Source organism: Sporolactobacillus vineae DSM 21990 = SL153 (assembly GCF_000377985.1).
GTDB classification, from domain to species: domain Bacteria; phylum Bacillota; class Bacilli; order Bacillales; family Sporolactobacillaceae; genus Sporolactobacillus; species Sporolactobacillus vineae.
The window spans coordinates 183058-204124 of the sequence record NZ_KB899042.1 but is presented as its reverse complement, the minus strand read 5'-3'; the positions used below and the strand labels follow the sequence as shown (position 1 = coordinate 204124).

Sequence of the window (21067 nt, the reverse complement as noted above, 5' to 3'; positions counted from 1 at the left end):
GATGCATTGACACTATGAAGGAATCAGAGGGGACAAATTGATGGATTATCGAGAAATCAGGAGGGCACTGCACCGGATCCCGGAAACGGGGTTTCAGGAGTTCGAGACACAGGACTTTCTGCTCAGACAGATCAAGAAGATGCCTCAGGAACATCTTCAGATCAGAAAATGGAAAACGGGACTCTTTGTTCGGGTGGATGGGGTCAGCCCGACAAAAACAATTGGCTACCGGACGGATATTGATGCGCTGCCTGTCGAGGAAAAAACAGGCTATTCTTTTGCCTCTGAACATCCGGGGAAAATGCACGCCTGCGGCCACGATTTCCATATGACTGTAGCACTGGGCGTTCTGGAGAAGATTGCCGCTCATCCGATCAGGGATAATGTGGTCTTCCTCTTTCAGCCGGCAGAAGAAGGGCCGGGTGGTGCGATTCCGATGATGGCGAGCGACAGTTTTAAAGAATGGAAACCGGATTTTATTTTTGCACTGCATGTTTCTCCGGAGTTCCCGGCAGGCACGATTGCCACGAAAGAAGGCATCCTGTTCGCCAATACATCGGAACTATTTATTGATTTTACCGGGAAGGGCGGCCACGCAGCGTATCCGCATCTGACCCATGACGCGATCGTCGCCGCCTGCAGTTTTGTCACCGGCATTCAAAGTATTGTTTCCAGACGTGTCAGTCCGCTTAATTCGGCTGTACTGACGATCGGTAAGATGAGCGGGGGCACAAAGCAGAATATTATTGCTGAACATGCCCGTGTGGAAGGCACGATCCGGACACTGGATCAGGAAACGATGGCATTGATTAAGGATGATATCGAGCGGCATGTGAAAGCCGCCGAAACGGCTTATCATTGCACAGCAGCCATCGATTATGGAGCAAACTACTATGAGGTTTATAACCGGAAGGAGAATGTGGCGCCGTTTATTTCCTTCCTCAAAGAAAATAAGTTTCCTTATGTCATCTGCGGAGACGCGATGACCGGGGAAGACTTCGGCTATTTTCTGAAGGAAATACCAGGTTTCATGTTCTGGCTGGGTGTAGGAAGGACATCCGGTCTGCATTCCGCGGATTTTAAACCCGACGAATCCGCCCTGGCACAGGGTGTTCGTGTGGCTTCTGAATTTCTGATTCACGGGATTCGCTGATTTCCCTGCATGAGCGTTAACTGGTCATCTGCAAAAGCGGAGATTTTCTGATGTACGGAGAAAAGTCGGTATAGAAGCAATTGCTGCCAGAAAATGTTATGATATCCGGTGAGCAGATAGTGATTACAGACGTGGCAGGAAATCAACCACATGATAATAATCTTTTTAACTGATAATTGCTTATCGCGCTACCACTGATGTCTACATGTTTAAAATGAACCCTTCTAATTAGTTTAAATTAATTATCATTTAAGTTTGACTAAAAATAAAACAGGCTTTATAATAAGTCTATGCCCTCATGGGAGCATGAGGTACTTCAAACAATTCAGGAGGTTTTTCAAAGATGGCAGAACGTCTTGTTAGTGCTAAAGCACCGCTTTTCAATCTTGATTGTGTCAATGCTGATGGCTCATTCGGCAAGGCAAACCTGGAAGAGAATATCAAGGCTGGAAAATGGACGATTTTTTTCTTCTATCCGATGGATTTCACATTTGTATGCCCGACTGAGATCACCGCTTTCAGCGACCGTTATGATGAATTCAAGGCATTAAATACAGATATTATCGGCTGTTCATGCGATACCATTTATACGCACCAGGCGTGGATGAAGACATCTCGCAGGGAAGGCGGCATCGGCAAGATTAATTTCCGTCTCGCAGCCGATCATACACATGAAGCAGCTGAGAAGTATGGTGTACTGATTGAGGAAGAAGGGGTCGCTCTTCGCGGTCTGTTCATCGTCAGCCCTGAAGGAGATCTCCGTTATTCAGTTGTCAACGATAACAATATTGGACGCTCCGTTGATGAAACACTGCGTGTGCTTCAGGCACTTCAGACAGGCGGCATGTGCCCGGCTAACTGGCAGCCGGGTGATGAAACGCTGCACGTCTGATCCTGAATCTTTTATCCTTAAGAATAGATGTTTTTCAAATGAGTGGCTCCTGACGGATGCTGCTCATTTTATTTTCACACCAGGAGACATGTCAGACTGATTGTTTGTTGCCGGCCTCTTTTCTGTTAGAATGAAAGTTGCCGGAGCTTTTTTAGATTTTCCGGATTCAGCCGGTGCCGTCTGAACCAGGCATTTTTTCATTTTCAGCTGCTTCGTGCACGGACCTTTTGGGAGATGAAATCTGTTGGCGCATGTTCTGATGATGATGATTCTCTGGGTGATTATCTATAGTTATCTGATTCTGTCGGCGATTGAATACGGTGCCAGCTATTATCTTTTTTATGGGAAGTGTGTCATCCGGAGGGACTCTGAGTATGATACGCTGTATCCGTACCTTTCACCTGTATCTGAAATAACGAACTTTTGTTTCGTTTTATTATTTGCTCTGGTTATTACCTTCTCTCCTGATTTGTTTCTCAATAATCAGACACAGCTGGCGTATGCCGGGATTCTTGCCATTATCCTGATTTTGGTCAAGGGCACCTTTTTTTCACTTCTTGAGTGGTTTCCGAATAAATCGCGCGGTCACCAGATTTGTCTCGCGGGAAACGGAATCATCGGCGTCCTGATTCCTCCGGTGCTTGGGATTTCAATGGTCATCAGTGAGGGCGGATTCAGCGGTGCGGGTGCAGGATCGCCAGAAGCGTTCGCCGCCGGTCTGATCACAAATGTTTATTTCTGGTCGGTGATGGTCATTGCGGTCATCAGTATCTTTTATATCAGCGCGATGTACCTGACCTTGTTTGCCCATACTTCCAGGGATGAGACATTAAGCGCCAACATGAGAATGCACGCCATTTTCTGGAGTATGCCGACGGTTATGGCGAGTGTCTTTGTCTTTATCGGCCTGGAGAAACAGAATCCGGTTCACTTTATGCGTGTTCTGGACTATTCCTGGCTGTTCCTGCTTTCACTGGTCTGTCTCTTTCTTGCGGTTTTATTTATCTTTCTGAAACGCTGGTATTTCCTTTCGTTCGGGCTTGTGATGGCACAGTATTTCTTTGCACTGCTCGGTTATACATTGTCTCACCTGCCTTACATCATGTATCCTTCCATTCGGATCTCTGCTGAAGCCAGCCGGCTTGCCGGAAACTTCTGGCTGCTCCTGATCGTGATGGGCCTGTCTTTTACGCTCGTCCTGTTCTATCTGAGAATCAAAGCAAAACAAATCAGAAAGAATGAAGCCTTTCGCAAATTTAATTCGAAAGAATGAGTCTTTTCGCCAATGTCATTCGATAAGTACAGAAAAACACCCGATGCACTGCCGTCATGGCAAACATCGGGTGCGCTGTTTTTATTATTGATTTTGTGTCAGTTACCCGCCGGGAGCCGCCGTCCTGACTTTTCGTTGACCTGCATGATAATCGGCAGCACCATCGGCTTACGCCGCGTCTTTTCATAAAGATAGGGGGTAAGAACATCATTGATCTCATTTTTCACGTCCGACCACTGAAGCGTCTCCTGCGTCATGAGCCTCTGCAGGAGCGAGGAGACCAGTTTCTGCGCTTCATTGATCAAATCGCCGGATTCGCGCATATAGACGAATCCGCGTGAGATAATATCCGGTCCGGCCAGTACTTTATGTGCATTGAGATCGATGCTGACAACGACGATGACCAGCCCTTCTTCTGAGAGGGTCCGCCGGTCGCGAAGGACAATATTGCCGATATCGCCGATACCGTTTCCATCGATATACACAGAACCTGAGGGAATCCGTCCGGTAACTTTGGCATGATCACGATCCAGAGCGAGCACATCGCCAATACTCATAATATGAGAGTGGTCGTAAGGGATACCACAGGCGTGTGCCGTTTCGACATGCTTTTTAAGCATACGGTATTCACCGTGAATCGGCATGAAGAACTTCGGCTTCAGCAGACGCAGCATCAGCTTTTCTTCCTCCTGACCGCCGTGCCCCGATGTGTGAATATTGCTCAGTTTCCCGTGAATAACTTCTGCACCGGCACGGTAAAGCTGATTAATTGTCCGGTTGATGCTGACTTTATTCCCCGGTATCGGCGAGGATGAAAAGATGACGGTGTCGCCGGGCTGTACCTGAATCTGTCGGTGCGTGCCATTGGCAATGCGTGACAGAGCTGCCATTGGTTCACCCTGACTGCCGGTACACAAAATCACGACCTGATTATCAGGCAGATGGTTAATCACCATATGGTCGACAAACGTATCCTCTGGTGCATCAATGTAGCCCAGATCCTGACCAATCGTGATTGATGCCTCCATGCTGCGGCCAAACACGGCGATTTTCCGCCCTGTTTCAATAGCTGCATCGACCACTTGCTGAAGCCGGTGGATATTCGACGCAAAAGTCGCAAAGATGATCCGGTGCTGTACTTTGCGGAAAATATCCTTGATGTTTTCACCGACTTCTCTTTCCGTCATTGTGAACCCGGGAATTTCCGCATTGGTACTGTCGGACATCAGGCAAAGCACGCCTTCCTTACCGATATCGGCCATTTTTGTTAAATTCGCTATCTGACCGCCGACGGGCGTGAAGTCGAATTTAAAGTCCCCGGTCTCAACAATATTGCCCTGAGGGGTTTTCACGACGATTCCGTAAGAATCCGGAATACTGTGTGTCGTTCTGAAGAAACTGACTGACATTTTCTGAAATTTAATCACATCATCTTCAGTAATCTCATGAATGACGGTCTGGCGAAGCAGGTTATGTTCCTCCAGTTTGTTGCGAATCAGTGCAGCGGCCAGGTCACCGGCATAGATCGGAACATTCAGTGCCTTAAGCAAATAGGGAACGCCGCCGATATGATCCTCGTGACCGTGGGTAATAAACAATCCCTTGACTTTATCCGCATTTCTCACCAGATAACTGTAATCGGGTATCACATAGTCGATACCGGGCAGGTCGTCTTCGGGGAATTTTATCCCTGCATCGATAACGATGATTTCGTCCTGAAACTGGACGGCATAGGTATTTTTTCCGATTTCGCCGAGACCGCCGAGTGAATAAACAGCGACTTGATTATTTTTGACAAATTTCATATGTTTATATCTTCTCCAATTTGAATCCGGCCGACTTCTTTTCATACTCCAGAAACTTTCCTGTTACCGGCTGGATAAACTCGACATTATAGGGCGTGTCTGCCAGTTTTTTTCGGACATCGCGAATATCGGCCGCTTCAAGATACAGGGTCTCGGTGTTTTCCCGGATCGGCACTTCATCCAGTGTTTTTTGATACAGTACTTTGAATACCATTCCTTTTACTCCCCTCAAAAAGATTCTACTAACCATTATATATGAAACGGTGAGGTTTTTCATTGTTTCGCTGCCGGGAAGCGGAAAAGACACGCACCGCGTTGCGGCTGTCTTCCTAGTGTCTGCGCGTTGCAACAAATCATGCACGGGGTCGTGCGCAAAGAAGCGGATGACTGTTATAATGAAACAGTATGAGTTTTGACAGGGGAGGAAAAACTGTGACAGGAATCAAGATTGTCTTCTTTGACATTGATAATACGCTGTTCAATCAGAACAAGAAAGTTCCGGATTCCGCAGTTGAAGCGATCACAAAACTTCAGGAGAAGGGCATTATTACGGCGATCGCCACCGGACGGTCACCATTCATGTTCAGTGAACTGAGAGAAATGCTCAAGATTCATTCCTATGTCAGTTTCAACGGCTCTTATGTCGTCGATCAGGACGAGCCGATCTACCGGAATCCAATACCGGAAGAAGTGCTCGGCCAGCTGGAGAGACAGGCGTCGGAGAAAGACCAGCGTGTAGCCTTTCTGGATGAAAAGGCCATGAAAATTGACGGTACGCTGGATCCGCACATTAAAGCAAGCATCGCCAGTCTGAAACTGGATGTGCCTTTTCCGGAGAGGGACGACCAGTATTATAAGCACCATGAAATTTATCAGGGGATGCTGTTTTATTCGGAAAAAGACCCGACGGATTATCTGAAACAGGCACCGCTGAATGAACTTCGTTATGTCCGCTGGCATCCCTATGCTGTCGACGTGATCCCGCAGCACGGTTCAAAAGCCATGGGCATCAAAAGACTGCTGGCGGAAATGGATCTGCCGGCTGAAGCTGCCTGTGCCTTCGGCGATGGGAATAATGATGTTGAAATGCTGCGGTATGTCGGGACGGGTGTTGCTATGGGAAATGCGGTGGAACGCGCCAGAAATGCGGCAGACCGCGTGACCCGTACAGCAGATCGCGACGGCATCTATTATGGTTTGAAAGACCTGGGCCTGATCTGACCTGATCTCGGCCGGGCGAATTGACAATGTTGCAGCGGTTCTGGTGTATGTATCAGGCCGCTTTCTTAAAAATAAATGAAAGCGTTAACATTATCAGACCCTTCCGATTGACTTCATGAATTGCGTTATTATACACTGAATTTGGGCGTGGATAAAGAAATAGAGGAGCACGTCACAGTACCCAGACAAAAAAACACTTATTGTCCCGGATCCTGACCGGCAAGGGGAAACTGCCTGAAGAAGCAGGGGTTTCATATCAGGAATTGGAAGCGCTTCTGTGATATAGATCACTTAGCGCGGCCAAACGCGAATTCTGAAGGAAGAGGTGATCACGATGCCTGCAAAAAATGTTGAAGAGACACAGGATCAATTCGCACCATACAGAATCCTGGATGAACAAGGTCGGCTGATCCGTGAACAGGAAATGCCGGATTTGTCCGATGATGACCTTAAAGCGCTGATGCACCGTATGGTTTACACAAGAATCTGGGATCAGCGTGCTTTGTCGCTGAACAGGCAGGGACGCCTTGGCTTTTACGCGCCCGTAGCCGGCCAGGAGGCATCCATGCTGGCCAGCGAATTCGCAATGGAAAAAGACGACTGGCTGCTGCCTTCCTATCGGGATGTCCCTCAGCTTGTCTGGCACGGCCTTCCATTATATATGGCTTTTCTTTATTCCCGCGGCCATTTCAAGGGCGGTTCTTTTCCTGAAAACCTGAAAGCGCTGATGCCGCAGATTATTATTGCTGCGCAGTGCACGCAGGCAACAGGCATCGCGCTTGGCCTGAAAAAAAGAGGAAAGAAAAATGTCGCTTTCACCTATTTTGGCGACGGGGCAACGTCTCAGGGTGACTTCTACGAGGCTCTGAATTTTGCCGGAGTTTTCAAGGTTCCGGCCGTATTTATTAACCAGAATAACCGTTTTGCCATTTCTGTTCCGGTAGAAAAGCAGACGGCAGCACAGACACTCGCTCAAAAAGCCGTAGCTGCCGGTATTCATGGCATTCAGGTAGACGGAATGGACCCGCTCGCGGTTTATGCAGCAGCTAAAGATGCGAGGGAACGGGCTGTTTCCGGAAAAGGACCGACGCTGATTGAAACACTGACTTACAGATACGGACCGCATACAATGGCCGGAGATGATCCGACACGCTACCGGACAAAAGAATTGACGAATGAATGGGAGAAGAAGGATCCCCTGGTCCGGTTCCGCATTTTTCTTGAAGGGCGTGGTCTCTGGTCTGCTGAGGATGAGGAAAATTCCGTCAATACGGCAAAAAGCGATGTTGCTGCGGCATTGAAAGAAGCCGATCAAATACCGAAACAAAAGGTCACGGATCTGCTGAAGAATATGTACGAAACGCCGACGGCCCCGATAAAAGAACAGCTTAAGATTTATGAACAGAAGGAGGGGGAAGCGCAATGACGCAAATGACCATGATCCAGGCGATTAACAATGCCATGCGCATCGAACTCGATCAGGATGAAAACGTTCTGGTCTTTGGCGAAGATGTGGCTAAGAACGGCGGTGTGTTCCGAGCGACCGAGGGACTTTATGATGCGTTCGGCGAAGACCGCGTCTTCGATACGCCGCTCGCCGAGTCAGGAATCGGCGGACTGGCATTGGGTCTTGCCCTCCAGAATTTCCGGCCGGTAATGGAGATTCAGTTTTTTGGCTTTGTTTTTGAGGCAATGGACAGTATTGCCTCACAAATGGCCCGCCTTCGTTATCGATCCGGCGGAGTCTATCACGCTCCGGTCACGATCCGTTCGCCATTCGGCGGCGGCGTCAAGACGCCGGAACTGCATTCGGATAACCTCGAGGGGCTATTCTATGAATGTCCGGGTCTGAAGGTTGTGATTCCGTCCAACCCCTACGATGCGAAGGGCCTGCTCATCTCAGCGATCAGGGATAACGATCCGGTACTCTTTCTGGAACATATGAAACTGTACCGGTCCTTCAGAGAAGAAGTCCCTGAGCAGGCGTATACCGTCGAGATCGGCAAGGCGAAGGTCGTCCGCGAGGGAACGGCGGTTACGCTGATTACGTACGGGGCGATGGTCCGGGCAACATTGAAAGCCGCTGAACAGCTCGGCAAGGAAGGGATTGACGCGGAGATTATTGATCTGAGAACGATCAGCCCGCTGGATACAGAAACGATCACTGAATCGGTAAAAAAGACAGGACGGGCAGTGGTGATTCAGGAGGCCCAGAAACAGGCAGGAATCGCCTCGCATATTATTGCTGAGATCAATGACCGGGCGCTTCTCTACCTTGATGCGCCTGTAGGGCGGGTGACTTCCCCGGACACGATTTTTCCGTTTGCCGCGGCTGAAGATATCTGGCTGCCCAATGAAACAGACATCATTCAGAAGACTAAGGAAACAGTGGCTTTTTAAAAATATAGCTCTGATTTTCACGGCAGGGGATCCTTGCCTGACAGGACAGGCAAGTGCCGAAGAGCCATCAAATGAGTGATCAAAGAGCGAGCAATAAAAAGAGACAGAAATGATTGATGAATGGACTGAAGGAGGTAAGCGCCAATGGCCTATCTGTTTAAACTGCCGGATATCGGCGAAGGCATCCACGAAGGCGAAATTCTGAAATGGTTTGTCAAACCAGGTGATTTTGTTAAAGAAGACGAGGCACTTGCCGAGGTCCAGAACGATAAGGCGGTTGTCGAAATTCCATCACCGGTTGATGGAAAAGTATTGAAACTGAATGCTGATGAAGGGCAGACAGTCGAGGTGGGAACCGTCGTCATCACACTGGAATCCGATCAGGATAATGATCAGGCAGTGGAGCCGGAGGCAGTTGCTGAATCCATACAACCCGGAGTGCCTGATCCGGTTCAGCCTGCCGGTGCGGCAACTGCTTCCGCTCAAAGGGAGGATCAGGCAGCCGGACATCAGGTGATTGCGATGCCGTCCGTACGCAAATATGCACGGGATAAGGGAATCGATATCCATGCGATTCATGGTACCGGGAGAAACGGGCGGGTACTTAAGTCAGACGTTGACGCGTCGCTGGTTCCCCCGGCTGAAGCGGCGGCTGCGCCGAACAGCAGCGAGACTGCAACGGACACACGGCCGATTACAGGCGGCACATCCTCCTTTCCGGAGCACCGTGAAAAGTTTATCGGGATACGCCGGGCGATTGCCCGGGCCACAGTTCACTCGGTTCAGACAGCACCGCATGTGACGCTGATGGACGATGTCGACGTAACGAAACTGGTGGCCCACCGGAAAGCATTTAAACAGGAAGCGGCGGAGGCAGGCCTGAAGCTGACCTATTTACCTTATATCATAAAATCTTTGATTGCCGCTTTAAAAGCTTTCCCGATTATCAATGCATCACTGGATGAGGAGCATCAGGAAATTATCTACAAGGAGTATTACAACATCGGCATTGCCACGGATACGGATTCCGGGCTGGTGGTGCCTGTGGTCAAGCATGCCGAATCCAAGTCCCTATTTGAAATTGCGGCACAAATCAGCGACCTGGCGGAGAAGGCACGAACCGGGAAACTGACTTCCGCTGAAATGAAGGGCGGGACCTGCACGATTTCCAATATCGGATCCGAAGGCGGTCAATGGTTTACACCTGTCATCAACCAGCCTGAATCTGCTATTCTGGGGATTGGCAGGATTGCTGAGAAAGCGATCATTCGCGAAGGCGAAGTTGTCGCTGCACCTATGCTTGCTCTGTCTATGAGCTTTGATCACCGCCTGATCGACGGAGCCACGGCTCAGAGGGCAATGAACAAAATAAAAAGGCTGTTAAATGATCCGCAACGCCTAATTTTGGAGGGGTAAAGATGGTTGTTGGCGAATTTACCACAGAAGTTGACACAGTGGTGCTCGGAGCAGGACCCGGGGGATATGTCGCAGCGATTCGTGCCGCGCAGCTCGGACAGAAAGTGGTTGTGATTGAACGGGAGTACGTCGGCGGTGTCTGCCTGAATGTCGGCTGTATCCCTTCGAAAGCATTAATTTCAGCCAGCCATCGTTTCGAACAAGCCAAAAATTCTGAGTCATTCGGCATCAAAGCAGAAAATGTCACCCTGGACTTTCTCAAAGTTCAGGAATGGAAAAGTCAGGTGGTCGGCCGGCTGACAGGCGGGGTCAAGAGTCTGTTTAAGGCCCATGGCATTGAACTGGTTGAAGGCGAAGGACTTTTTGTTGAGCCTGATGTCATTCGTGTCAACCATGGTTATGAATCATCACGCTATAAATTCAAACATTGCATCCTTGCAACCGGTTCGACACCGATTGAAATTCCGGGCTTCAAATGGAGCAACCGGGTTATTTCATCAACCGGAGCACTTGCTCTGAAGGAATTGCCGAAGAAACTGGTCGTTATCGGCGGCGGTTATATTGGCATCGAATTGAGCTCTGCTTTCGCAGGCTTCGGCACGGAAGTCGTGATTCTTGAAGGCACACCATCGATTCTTCCGGCTTTTGAGAAGCGGCTGATTGCGCCGGTCAAGAAAAGACTTAAAGCCAAAGGCGTAACGGTTTACACGGAAGCCATGGCAAAAGGCGTCGAAGAGACGGCATCCGGGGTGACGGTAACCGCAGAAATAAAGGGGAAACCGGAGACCTTCCAGGCAGATTATGTAATGGTGACTGTCGGCCGCCGTCCGAATACCAAAGAGATCGGACTCGACCTTGCCGGAGTGGACACGACGGACCGCGGACTCATTAAAGTGGATAAACAAGGCAAGACCAGCAATGATAAAATTTATGCGATCGGCGATATTGTTCCCGGCCTGGCACTGGCTCATAAGGCATCCTACGAAGGCAAGGTAGCTGCCGAAGCGATCAGCGGCGAACCTGCTGAAGTCGATTACCGGGCAATGCCGGCGGTTGTGTTCTCTGATCCGGAGATTGCCAGCGTCGGTTTGTCCGAAGACGAGGCGAAGAAGCAGGGTTATGAGGTAAAAACCGGGCAGTTCCCGTTCGCTGCCAATGGACGTGCGCTGTCGCTCGGCGCGACCGACGGCTTTATTAAACTGGTTATCCGTGAATCCGACGGGCTTGTGCTGGGTGCCCAGATCGTCGGCACGAACGCCAGCGATATGATTGCCGAATTTGGCCTGGCTATCGAAGCAGGGATGACGGCTGAAGATATTTCGCTGACGGTTCATGCTCATCCGACGCTGGGAGAAATGGCGATGGAAGTAGCGGATGTCGTTCTTGGCAAGCCCATCCATGTCGCTAAATGATCATCATTCGCTAAACAGGTGAACTTTTTACTTTTAATCAGGCGGGAAACTGCCTGATTTTTTTCGGCTTTTTCACTGTTACCTGATACGTTCTCACTGTAAATCGTTTGTTTCGCATTGGATGGATGGACAGGGGTCCGGGAAAATAGGCGTTTTGAAATCGGAGAAATCTAAATTTTATAGCAAGACGGTTTATTCTGCCGCATAGTATGAAGAAAAAGCAGTCGGCTGGTGCAGTGTTCGCTGCAGGTCAATCTTTCAGTAGCCCTTTGGAACAAAATGCAGAAGGGATGTGCGGAAATTGAATTCAATTAATCAGACACTGAACAGAAAAGATGCGGAGAAGAGAATCCCGATACTAAAAATGGAAATCGATACTCAGCTGGGACTGTTGCATCACGCACTGATCAGTAAAGATATGGACACGGTCACAAACTGCAAAGCAAAGCTTGAAAAGCTGAGGCGTGAGATGCTGCTTTTGGAAATCTGAGCAGGCAGGACGTACCGTCGCCGCCCTTTAAGAAGGATCCGCGGACACGAGCTGCAGCAGCGCCTTAGAGTGTACCGGAGTTGATCGGGAGGCAAGGGAAACAGAATGAAAAAAAACATGGTTTTACCATTTCCGGTGAGGTTTGGTAAAGCCACATTTTATTTATCAGATGAAATGCGCTACTATTTAAGATGTTGATTGGCCATAGAGGATGCTGATCCTCCATGTGTGATCACGGCATAGCAAGGAAACAGGAGTGAACGATGAATGATAAACACTCAATATTGGCAGGAGCTTGAGGGTCGTGTGACCAGCTGGATCAGACAGGCGGGTGCGAGACTCAGGGACACACTTTCCGATCCGGTGGACATTCGAACGAAAACGGCACATAATGATCTGGTTACGAACAGAGATAAAGAAACGGAAAAATTTCTGACGGGGAAAATCAGAGCCAATTATCCGGGGCAGAAAATTATCTCCGAAGAAGGATATGGCGATTCCCCGGCAGACTTAAGAGGTGTCGTCTGGTTTGTCGATCCGATCGACGGCACGTTAAACTACGTCATGCAGAAGCGCTTTTTTGCCATCTCTGTGGCTGTGTATGAAGACGGCAAGGGGAGAGCCGCGTTCGTTTACGATGTGATGGCGGACGAGCTGTTCCACTGTATTCACGGTTCAGGCGTTTACCAGAATAACCGGCGGCTGCCGGAACTGCAAAATGTTGCTGTAAAGGATGCACTGATCGATCTGAGCATGACCTGGATTAAGCCGAACCGTCTGATCGATGAGAATGTCCTGACCGATATCGTCCGCACATGCAGCGGAACCAGAGCTTACGGGGCAGCATCGATTGAACTGGCTTACGTTGCGGCCGGCCTGATCGACGCCTACTTTACAATGCGTCTGTCTCCGTGGGATTATGCCGCCGGGCTGATGCTCATCAAAGAAGTCGGCGGAAAAGTAAGCAGGGTGGACGGTGCTCCTGTAGATCTGAAAAGCCGGACCTCCGTTCTGGCAGCGGGTCCGGCACTTCATGATTCTATTGCGAAGCATATCCAGCAGCAAATCGATTCTGGGAAATATGTTAAGGAACCCCCTCAGCTCTCCAGATAACTCCCAAAAAACAAATGGATCAGCCTTCATCACGGGCTTTCTGCTGCCGGCTTTTGATATAAAAGCCGAGCCACATGAAAAGTATGACGGCAAATACGCTGATCAGCGTGATCAACGGCCGGCCGTAAGCGATGCCTCCGCCAACTCCGATTAATGCGACAATGACGAGGAATGCCAGCAGCAGGAACAGAAAACGCATGATCATCACCACCCTTCCTATTCCATGATAAATTGAAGATGAAGAAGTTACAACGAATTGTATTTCAAAGTTTAAATGAAAATTATTTCCTTTAAGTCGGCTGGATTGACAAACCGGCTTTCCTTGTGAGAAAATGATTTGCATGTGTATAAGACCGGATTTGGAAAGTTTATGTAAATGAGGAGATTAAGCAGAAATGACAAAACGCAGGGAAGAATTAAGGAATATCGCGATTATCGCACATGTCGACCATGGGAAGACAACCTTGGTAGACAAGCTTTTGATGCAATCGGGAACATTCCGGAAGAATCAGCATATTCAGACGCGGGCCATGGATTCCAACGCGATCGAGCGGGAACGCGGCATCACGATATTAGCAAAGAATACAAGTATCACTTATAAAGACCATACGATTAATATTGTCGATACCCCCGGACATGCGGATTTCGGCGGTGAAGTGGAACGGATTATGAAGATGGTCGACGGCGTGCTGCTCCTGGTTGACGCCTATGAAGGCTGCATGCCGCAGACACGTTTCGTTTTGAAAAAAGCACTGGAACAGCATCTTCGTCCGATTGTCGTCGTGAACAAGATTGATAAGCCGATGGCCAGGCCGAAGGAAGTCGTCGACGAAGTCATCGATCTGTTCATCGACCTCGGTGCCGACGAAGATCAGCTCGAATTCCCTGTCGTCTACACTTCGGCTATCAAAGGCGTGGCAGGTACCGATCCCGATCATGTGGATCAGGATATGAGCGTCGTTCTGGACATGATTCTGAAGGATGTTCCGGCACCTGTTGACAACAGTGATGAAGGCCTGCAGTTCCAGGTCACCATGCTTGACTATAACGATTATGTCGGCCGTATCGGCATCGGCCGCATCTATCGCGGAAAAATTAAAGTCGGTGAGGAAGCGGCGCTTGTTAAGAACGGCGGCAAAGAAGTTCAAAACTTCCGGATTACCAAACTGTTCGGTTATCGGGCACTGAAACGCTATGAGATTCAGGAAGCGTCATCCGGGGATATTATCGCCATCACCGGTATTTCTGATATCGATATCGGCGACACGATCAATGACGTCAATAAGATTGATCCGTGTGCACCGCTGCGCATCGATGCACCAACGCTGAAGATGACCTTTCTGCCGAATACCAGCCCGTTTGCCGGCAAGGAAGGCGACAAAGTAACGAGTCGCAAAATTGAAACCCGGCTGATGCAGGAAATGGAACGTGACGTCAGCCTGAAGGTAGAGCCGGCTTCTGAAAAACATGATTCATGGATCGTTTCCGGACGCGGTGAACTTCATCTCTCGATCCTGATCGAAACGATGCGCCGTGAAGGCTTTGAACTTTCCGTTTCCAAGCCTCAGGTTATCACCAAGGAAATCGACGGCAAACTGTGCGAACCTTATGAAGCGGTTCAGATCGACGTTCCTGAAGAATATGTCGGCGCCGTTATTGAATCGATGGGGCAGCGCAAGGCCGAACTGAAAGATATGAAACAGGAGCAGCCGGGACAGACACGTCTGAATTTCATGATTCCATCGCGCGGCCTGATCGGCTTTAACCGTCAGTTCATGGCCGACACGCGCGGGTACGGCATTCTGAATCACACTTTCGATCATTTTGCTCCGCTGATCAAGGAAGAGATCGGCGGACGCAGAAACGGCGTCATGATCTCAATGGATCAGGGGAAGACGACCGCTTATTCGCTGGCGTCGCTTGAAGACCGCGGTGAGATGTTCGTTAGTGCAGGCGTCGATGTGTACGAAGGCATGATTGTCGGCGAGCATAACCGCGAAGACGATCTGACGGTGAATGTAACCAAAGCAAAACATGCGACAAACGTCCGGTCATCTACGAAGGACATTTCCGTCACGCTGAAAGAACCGAGAAAGATGTCTCTTGAAGACTCCCTTTCATATTTGAATGAGGATGAATATTGCGAGATTACACCGAAAAGTGTCCGTATGCGCAAGAAGATCCTCAATAAAGGGGAACGTGAACGTTACGAACGGCGCGGCAGCAGAATTCCTAAATTCAACGGCTGACGAACCGCATGAACAGAATAACCAAAAAGGACGCCCGGAAACGGACGCCCTTTTTTAATGATTGTGTTAAAAAAATAGTGTTGTTTTGACCCCGATCTCTGTCATCTGGGCGGAAGGTGCAAGATTCATGCGAGGAGACTCGCGGATCATCCCCGGAAAGCGGGTGATCGTGAACACGAAAAAACACAATTAACTTCTTAATCCTTTTCTGCCTTCGGCGGGCAGGTGAAGGACGAATTTACCGCTTGCCCATCTGTCTCTTGTACGTTTGCTGATGCGCTCATGACATTCATGACACATAAACGTATGGATCGGGCGGTTTCGCAGCCGTTTGGCCAGCAAAGACTGGTCGTCCAGTTCACAGATTTTATCACAGATGACGCATTTAACTTTCATCATCATCCCCCCAACTGGATTCCAGTATACCAGTTTTACGGGAAACAGACTAATTTGATGGAAAGCGGCATAATTGTTAAGGAAGTTGTCTGTCTCTCTGAGGATGAGCGGATCGGACGGTGAAACCGTTGCTGAATCTTGCTTTTTAAGTGTGCAGATTGTAAGATTAAAATTAAGAAACTGGAAACAGGGGAGGAACCAAATTGTCCATGAACCTGACGATAGGCAAACGCGAAAGAGCTTATGAGCTCCTTCAGTCCGATGCCCGGAAAATCCTGAAACTGATTGGGGTACAGATGGAAAATTTGACAATTCCCAAATGTCCCCTTTACGAAGAGGTGCTTGATACACAAATGTTCGGCCTTTCGCGGGAAATTGATTTCGCGGTTCGTATGGGGCTGGTACGTGCCGATGATGGCCGGGAACTGCTGAGTTCACTTGAACGGCAGGTTTCGGCACTCCATGAGGCGTCCATGCGCAAATAGGAACCATGCGAGGTGGAGAATCAGACTGCCTGTTTAAGGGCGGCTCGTCATTCCTTTCTCCGTTCCCGTTAATTTTTTGAAAGTACCGGGCCAGGTGAAGCACATGTTAAAGAAGCTCTTTCGTCATTATGATTATTCAATTCTGGTCGTCATGCTTCTGCTGATCGCTTTGGGATTGCTGATGGTGTACAGTGCAGGATCAGTATGGGCGACACTTATTTTAAAAAATGGATCACCAAGTTATTTCTTTGTCCGACAGTCGATCTGGCTGGTTCCTGCAATGATCGCGGGAATCATCGGACTGACTGTTCCGTATTATAAATATCGTAAATTTGTTAAATTTTTACTTCTTATGTCCTTTTTACTGTTAGTATTTCTTGAGTTTGCCGGCATGACGGTGAATAATGCGCAGTCATGGCTGCGTGCAGGATCCGTCAACCTGCAGCCGTCTGAAGTCGCAAAAGTTACCCTGATTTTTTACCTTGCCTATGTATTATCAAATAAGCAAAAATCAATCTCCAATTTTATGACTTCGGTGGTTCCGCCGCTGATCGTGGTGCTTGTGTTTTGCGGAATGATCGCCAGTCAGCCCGATCTCGGAACGGCGACAATTATCTTTGCGATCAGTGTCGTCATGTTTCTTTGCTCCGGACTCCGTTTCCGTCATCTGGTATTACTGTTCAGTTCGGGTGCTGTTCTTCTTTATCTTTTTATTCCAAAACTGATCAAAGGTTACCAGACGGGCAGGTTTACGGCTGCATATGATCCATTCTCTGTAGCGAACACAACGGGGCGGCAGCTGATCAATTCATATATCGCTATTGCGTCCGGGGGCCTGATAGGAAAAGGCCTGGGAAGAAGTATCGAAAAAACAGGCTTTCTTCCCGAACCGCAGACCGACTTTATCATCTCCATCGTTGGCGAAGAGCTCGGTCTGCTTGGAATTTTGTTTATCATTCTGTGTATTGCCTATCTTGTGTTTCGCGGGTTTGTCACGGCCATCCGGTGTAAAGACGTCTTTGGCAGTCTTCTGGCTATTGGCATTTCAAGCATGCTGGCGATTCAGACATTTGTCAATCTCGGGGCAGCGACCGGCCTGCTTCCGGTAACCGGAGTAACACTGCCCTTTATTAGCTATGGCGGGACTTCTCTGGTCGTCATGGTGTTTTCAATTTGTGTCCTGATCAATATTTCTGCCTATGTGAACATGGGCAGATCGAGTGGCAAAGCGGAAGGGGAGAGAGAGAATGTTAAAGCGTACTATTAAGAAACTGCTTGTTGCGAACCGCGGGGAAATTGCGATTCGTGTCTGTCGTGCCTGTAATGAACTGGGTATCCGGACGGTCGCCATTTACTCTAAGGAAGATATTGCTTCTTATCACCGCTATAAAGCAGACGAGTCTTATCTGGTCGGTGAAGATAAAAAACCGATCGAGGCTTATCTGGATATCGAAGGGATCATTGAGATCGCCAAAGCGCATCAAGTGGACGCGATCCATCCCGGATACGGCTTTCTCTCCGAAAATGCTGATTTTGCACGGCGATGTCAGGAAGAGGGGATCATTTTTGTCGGTCCCAAACCGGAACATCTGGTCACTTTCGGAGACAAATCAGCAGCTCGGGAAGCAGCCGTTGCAGCTGGAATACCGGTCATTCCGGGATCTGGCGGACCGGTGACATCCGTGGAAGAAGTTAAAGCCTTCGGCCGCGATCATGGCTATCCGATCATTATCAAGGCCGTTCTCGGCGGCGGCGGCCGCGGTATGCGGATCGTCCGCAGTGAGAATAGCGTTGAGGAAGCTTATGCACGTGCCACCTCTGAAGCCAAACAGACCTTTGGCAAGGAAGATGTCTACGTTGAAAAATTTCTGGACGAGCCGCGTCATATCGAAGTTCAGGTGATTGCTGATGAAGACGGCGAGACCGTTCATCTGTTTGAACGCGACTGTTCTGTCCAGCGACGCCATCAGAAAGTGGTTGAAGTGGCTCCAAGCCGCGGACTCGGCGAATCCCTGCGCCATGAAATCTGTGATTCAGCGGTCCGGCTGATGAAAAGTGTCCATTATCTGAATGCCGGAACTGTTGAGTTCCTGGTTGAACCGTCCGGAAAGTTTTACTTTATTGAAGTGAATCCACGGGTTCAGGTGGAACATACTGTGACGGAGATGGTTACAGGGATTGATATTGTCCAGTCTCAGATCTTCATTGCTGAAGGATACGGACTGCACGAAGATCCTGTACTGATTCCGGAACAGAAAGATATTCATACTTACGGACACGCCATTCAGTGCCGCGTGACGACGGAAGATCCGGCTAATAATTTCATGCCGGATACAGGAAAAATTGTCGCCTATCGCAGCGGTGGCGGTTTTGGTGTCCGTCTTGATGCCGGAAATGCATTTACCGGTTCAGTGATCACCCCATATTATGATTCGCTGCTCGTCAAATTGTCCACCTGGTCGATGACGTTTAAAGGCGCCGCGGCTAAAATGCTGCGGAATTTAAAAGAGTTCCGTATACGCGGGATCAAGACGAACATTCCATTTCTGATTAATGTGGTTCAGCATCCGGTCTTTCTTTCCGGAAATGTCTCCACATCGTTTATCGATTCGACGCCGGAACTCTTTTCCTTTGAAAAGAGTCTGGATCGCGGGACAAAAATGCTGAGTTATATCGGTAATGTCACGATCAACGGTTACACAGGCATTCCGAAGAAGAAAAAGCCAGTCTTTGAAAAACCGCAGCTTCCGGATGTCAAGCTGTCCGAACCTTTCCCTTCAGGAACGAAGCAGATTCTTGAGGCGCAAGGTCCCGAAGGCGTCTCCAGATGGGTCAGCGCGCAGAAACATGTCCTGCTTACCGACACGACATTCCGGGATGCCCATCAAAGTCTTCTGGCAACGCGGATGCGCAGTAAGGATCTTGTCAAAGTCGCCGCACAGACGGCGCATCTTCTCCCCAACCTTTTTTCAGAAGAGGCATGGGGCGGTGCGACATTTGATACCGCCTATCGTTTCCTGAGAGAAGATCCATGGGCACGGCTTCGCGACATACGAAAGAAAATGCCGAATATCCTTCTGCAAATGCTGCTGCGCGGTTCAAATGCAGTGGGTTACAAAAATTATCCGGATAACATCATCAGAGCATTTGTAAATCAGGCAGCCAAAGAAGGCGTCGATGTTTTCCGCGTATTCGATTGCATGAATTGGCTTGAAGGGATGAAAGTTTCTCTGGATGCCGTTCTCGAGAGCGGGAAGATCGCCGAGTGCACGATGTGCTATACAGGCGATATTCTTGATGGAAAACGAACCAAATTCAATCTTGACTACTATAAGAATCTGGCAAAAGATATGGAGAATTCCGGTGCACATATTCTGGGAATCAAGGACATGGCCGGACTTCTGAAACCGGAAGCGGCTTATGAACTCATCTCGGAATTGAAGGATACGATATCGATTCCGATTCATCTGCATACACACGATACAAGCGGCAATGGTATCTATACTTATGTCCGGGCGATCGAAGCCGGTGTGGATATCGTTGATGTAGCGGTTGAAGCTCTGGCCGGAATGACCTCCCAGCCAAGTGCCAACACGCTTTATTATGCGCTCGGCACAAACGACCGTCAGCCGGAAGTATCGATTGATGCCCTTGAGTCGCTCAGCCACTACTGGGAAAGAGTCCGCAAATATTACTATCCATTTGAAAGCGGTATGAACGCATCGAATGCGGAAATTTATAAACTTGAAATGCCGGGCGGGCAGTACAGCAATCTGCGTCAGCAGGCAATCTCTGTCGGGCTGGGCGACCGGTTTGAAGAAGTTAAGGACATGTATCGCCGTGTCAATCTGATGTTTGGCGATATTATTAAAGTAACTCCGTCATCCAAGGTTGTCGGTGATATGACCCTTTACATGGTTCAGAACAACCTGAATGAAGATGATATCTTCGAGCGCGGAGAGCAGCTGGATTTCCCGAATTCAGTCATCAGTTTCTTTATGGGTGAGCTGGGTCAGCCTTACCAGGGTTTCCCAAAGGAATTGCAGAGTATCATATTAAAAGGGAGAAAGCCGCTGACAGAACGACCCGGAAAACTTTTGCAATCCATTGATCTTAAAGAACTGCGGGCAACACTCGAAGAGAAATACAGCCGGAAATTTGCTGATGACGAAGTGATTTCTTACGGTTTGTATCCCAAAGTTTATTCCGGATATCTGGAATTTTGCGAGCAGTACGGACGGATCAGCGTACTCGAGACGCCGACCTTTTTCTACGGGCTGCGACTGGGCGAGGAGGTTGCCGTTAATATTGAAGAGGGCAAGACGCTGATTGTCAAACTGATTTCCATCGGTGAGGCACAGAACGACGGGTCGCGTACTTGTTACTTTGAACTGAACGGCCAGCCACGTGAAGTTTCAATCAGAGACCTGAGTGTCCAGTCCACCGTGACCGCACATCAAAAGGCGGACAGGGGCAATCAGAAGCAAATTGGCGCGTCTATGCCGGGTACCGTCATGAAAGTGCTGGTCTCCTCGGGTGAACGCGTAAAGAAAGGCGATCATCTGCTGATCACTGAAGCGATGAAGATGGAGACAACGGTTCAGGCACCTTCTGATGGAACGATCAAGAAGGTTTACGTTGACGCCAACGATGTGATCGAAGCAGGCGATCTGATGATCGAACTCGAGTAAATTTCTCATTCATGATAAGCAAAGCAGCAGGCAGGAGAACTGATCAGTTCTCTTGCCTGCTGCTTTGTGTT

At 49.0% G+C, this 21067-nt stretch carries 18 protein-coding genes; 14 read left to right on the top strand and 4 right to left on the bottom strand.

Annotated elements, in window-relative coordinates; all coding sequences use genetic code 11:
- The first annotated feature begins 40 nt into the window (after positions 1–40).
- The 3 genes from D889_RS0101065 to D889_RS0101045 all read left to right on the top strand — a co-directional run bounded on the left by D889_RS0101065 (position 41) and on the right by D889_RS0101045 (position 3318).
- Positions 41–1153, top strand: a complete 1113-nt coding sequence (locus tag D889_RS0101065; RefSeq protein ID WP_010631074.1) for an N-acetyldiaminopimelate deacetylase — start codon at positions 41–43, stop codon at positions 1151–1153.
- A 343-nt stretch (positions 1154–1496) separates the two neighbouring features.
- Positions 1497–2045 carry a peroxiredoxin gene (locus D889_RS0101055; protein WP_010631073.1) on the top strand — a complete coding sequence of 183 codons (549 nt, stop codon included), beginning with the start codon at positions 1497–1499 and terminating at the stop codon, positions 2043–2045.
- A gap of 244 nt (positions 2046–2289) precedes the next feature.
- On the top strand, positions 2290–3318 hold the full coding sequence (locus tag D889_RS0101045) for a cytochrome d ubiquinol oxidase subunit II (RefSeq protein WP_010631072.1): 1029 nt from the start codon (positions 2290–2292) through the stop codon (positions 3316–3318).
- A 98-nt stretch (positions 3319–3416) separates the two neighbouring features.
- On the opposite strand, the gene rnjA is transcribed toward D889_RS0101045, so the two are convergent.
- Positions 3417–5123: a ribonuclease J1 gene (rnjA, locus tag D889_RS0101040; protein WP_010631071.1), complete on the bottom strand. Its 1707-nt coding sequence runs from the start codon at positions 5121–5123 to the stop codon at positions 3417–3419.
- Between the two features lie 4 nt (positions 5124–5127).
- Positions 5128–5337: a DNA-dependent RNA polymerase subunit epsilon gene (locus D889_RS0101035; RefSeq protein ID WP_010631070.1), complete on the bottom strand. Its 210-nt coding sequence runs from the start codon at positions 5335–5337 to the stop codon at positions 5128–5130.
- 218 nt (positions 5338–5555) lie between these two features.
- Here D889_RS0101035 and D889_RS0101030 point away from each other — a divergent pair, with 218 nt between their 5' ends.
- The 7 genes from D889_RS0101030 to D889_RS0100995 all read left to right on the top strand — a co-directional run bounded on the left by D889_RS0101030 (position 5556) and on the right by D889_RS0100995 (position 13175).
- The gene (locus tag D889_RS0101030) at positions 5556–6344 is read left to right on the top strand and encodes a Cof-type HAD-IIB family hydrolase (protein ID WP_010631069.1); all 789 of its coding nucleotides are present in this window, start codon (positions 5556–5558) and stop codon (positions 6342–6344) included.
- 334 nt (positions 6345–6678) lie between these two features.
- On the top strand, positions 6679–7770 hold the full coding sequence (gene pdhA, locus D889_RS0101020) for a pyruvate dehydrogenase (acetyl-transferring) E1 component subunit alpha (RefSeq protein WP_010631068.1): 1092 nt from the start codon (positions 6679–6681) through the stop codon (positions 7768–7770).
- Positions 7767–8744 (top strand): alpha-ketoacid dehydrogenase subunit beta, encoded by a 978-nt coding sequence (locus D889_RS0101015; protein WP_010631067.1) that lies wholly within the window; start codon positions 7767–7769, stop codon positions 8742–8744. The genes pdhA and D889_RS0101015 overlap by 4 nt, the downstream gene beginning before the upstream one ends.
- A gap of 144 nt (positions 8745–8888) precedes the next feature.
- A complete protein-coding gene (locus tag D889_RS0101010; protein ID WP_010631066.1) occupies positions 8889–10160 on the top strand; it encodes a dihydrolipoamide acetyltransferase family protein in 1272 nt (423 codons plus the stop codon).
- Positions 10161–10162: 2 nt separating this feature from the next.
- A complete protein-coding gene (lpdA, locus tag D889_RS0101005) occupies positions 10163–11572 on the top strand; it encodes a dihydrolipoyl dehydrogenase (protein ID WP_010631065.1) in 1410 nt (469 codons plus the stop codon).
- 301 nt (positions 11573–11873) lie between these two features.
- The gene (locus D889_RS0101000) at positions 11874–12062 is read left to right on the top strand and encodes a hypothetical protein (RefSeq protein WP_010631064.1); all 189 of its coding nucleotides are present in this window, start codon (positions 11874–11876) and stop codon (positions 12060–12062) included.
- 267 nt (positions 12063–12329) lie between these two features.
- Positions 12330–13175, top strand: a complete 846-nt coding sequence (locus D889_RS0100995) for an inositol monophosphatase family protein (RefSeq protein WP_238537555.1) — start codon at positions 12330–12332, stop codon at positions 13173–13175.
- Positions 13176–13194: 19 nt separating this feature from the next.
- Here D889_RS0100995 and D889_RS0100990 read toward each other — a convergent pair whose 3' ends face one another.
- The gene (locus tag D889_RS0100990; RefSeq protein ID WP_010631062.1) at positions 13195–13380 is read right to left on the bottom strand and encodes a DUF5325 family protein; all 186 of its coding nucleotides are present in this window, start codon (positions 13378–13380) and stop codon (positions 13195–13197) included.
- 190 nt (positions 13381–13570) lie between these two features.
- On the opposite strand from D889_RS0100990, the gene typA reads away from it, so the two are divergent.
- A complete protein-coding gene (typA, locus tag D889_RS0100985; RefSeq protein ID WP_010631061.1) occupies positions 13571–15424 on the top strand; it encodes a translational GTPase TypA in 1854 nt (617 codons plus the stop codon).
- A gap of 189 nt (positions 15425–15613) precedes the next feature.
- Here the strand turns inward: typA and D889_RS0100975 are convergent, their stop codons facing one another.
- Positions 15614–15820: a YlaI family protein gene (locus D889_RS0100975; RefSeq protein ID WP_010631060.1), complete on the bottom strand. Its 207-nt coding sequence runs from the start codon at positions 15818–15820 to the stop codon at positions 15614–15616.
- Between the two features lie 209 nt (positions 15821–16029).
- Between D889_RS0100975 and D889_RS0100970 the strand changes: the two genes are divergently transcribed.
- From D889_RS0100970 to pyc, 3 genes are all read left to right on the top strand, one after another.
- Entirely contained in the window at positions 16030–16305 is a 276-nt protein-coding gene (locus D889_RS0100970) for an Fpa/YlaN family protein (RefSeq protein WP_010631059.1), read from the top strand.
- A gap of 103 nt (positions 16306–16408) precedes the next feature.
- Positions 16409–17572, top strand: coding sequence for an FtsW/RodA/SpoVE family cell cycle protein (locus D889_RS0100965; protein ID WP_010631058.1), 1164 nt, complete (start codon positions 16409–16411; stop codon positions 17570–17572).
- The gene (gene pyc / locus D889_RS0100960; RefSeq protein ID WP_010631057.1) at positions 17553–20996 is read left to right on the top strand and encodes a pyruvate carboxylase; all 3444 of its coding nucleotides are present in this window, start codon (positions 17553–17555) and stop codon (positions 20994–20996) included. Before D889_RS0100965 ends, pyc begins: the two co-directional genes overlap by 20 nt.
- Positions 20997–21067: the final 71 nt, after the last annotated feature.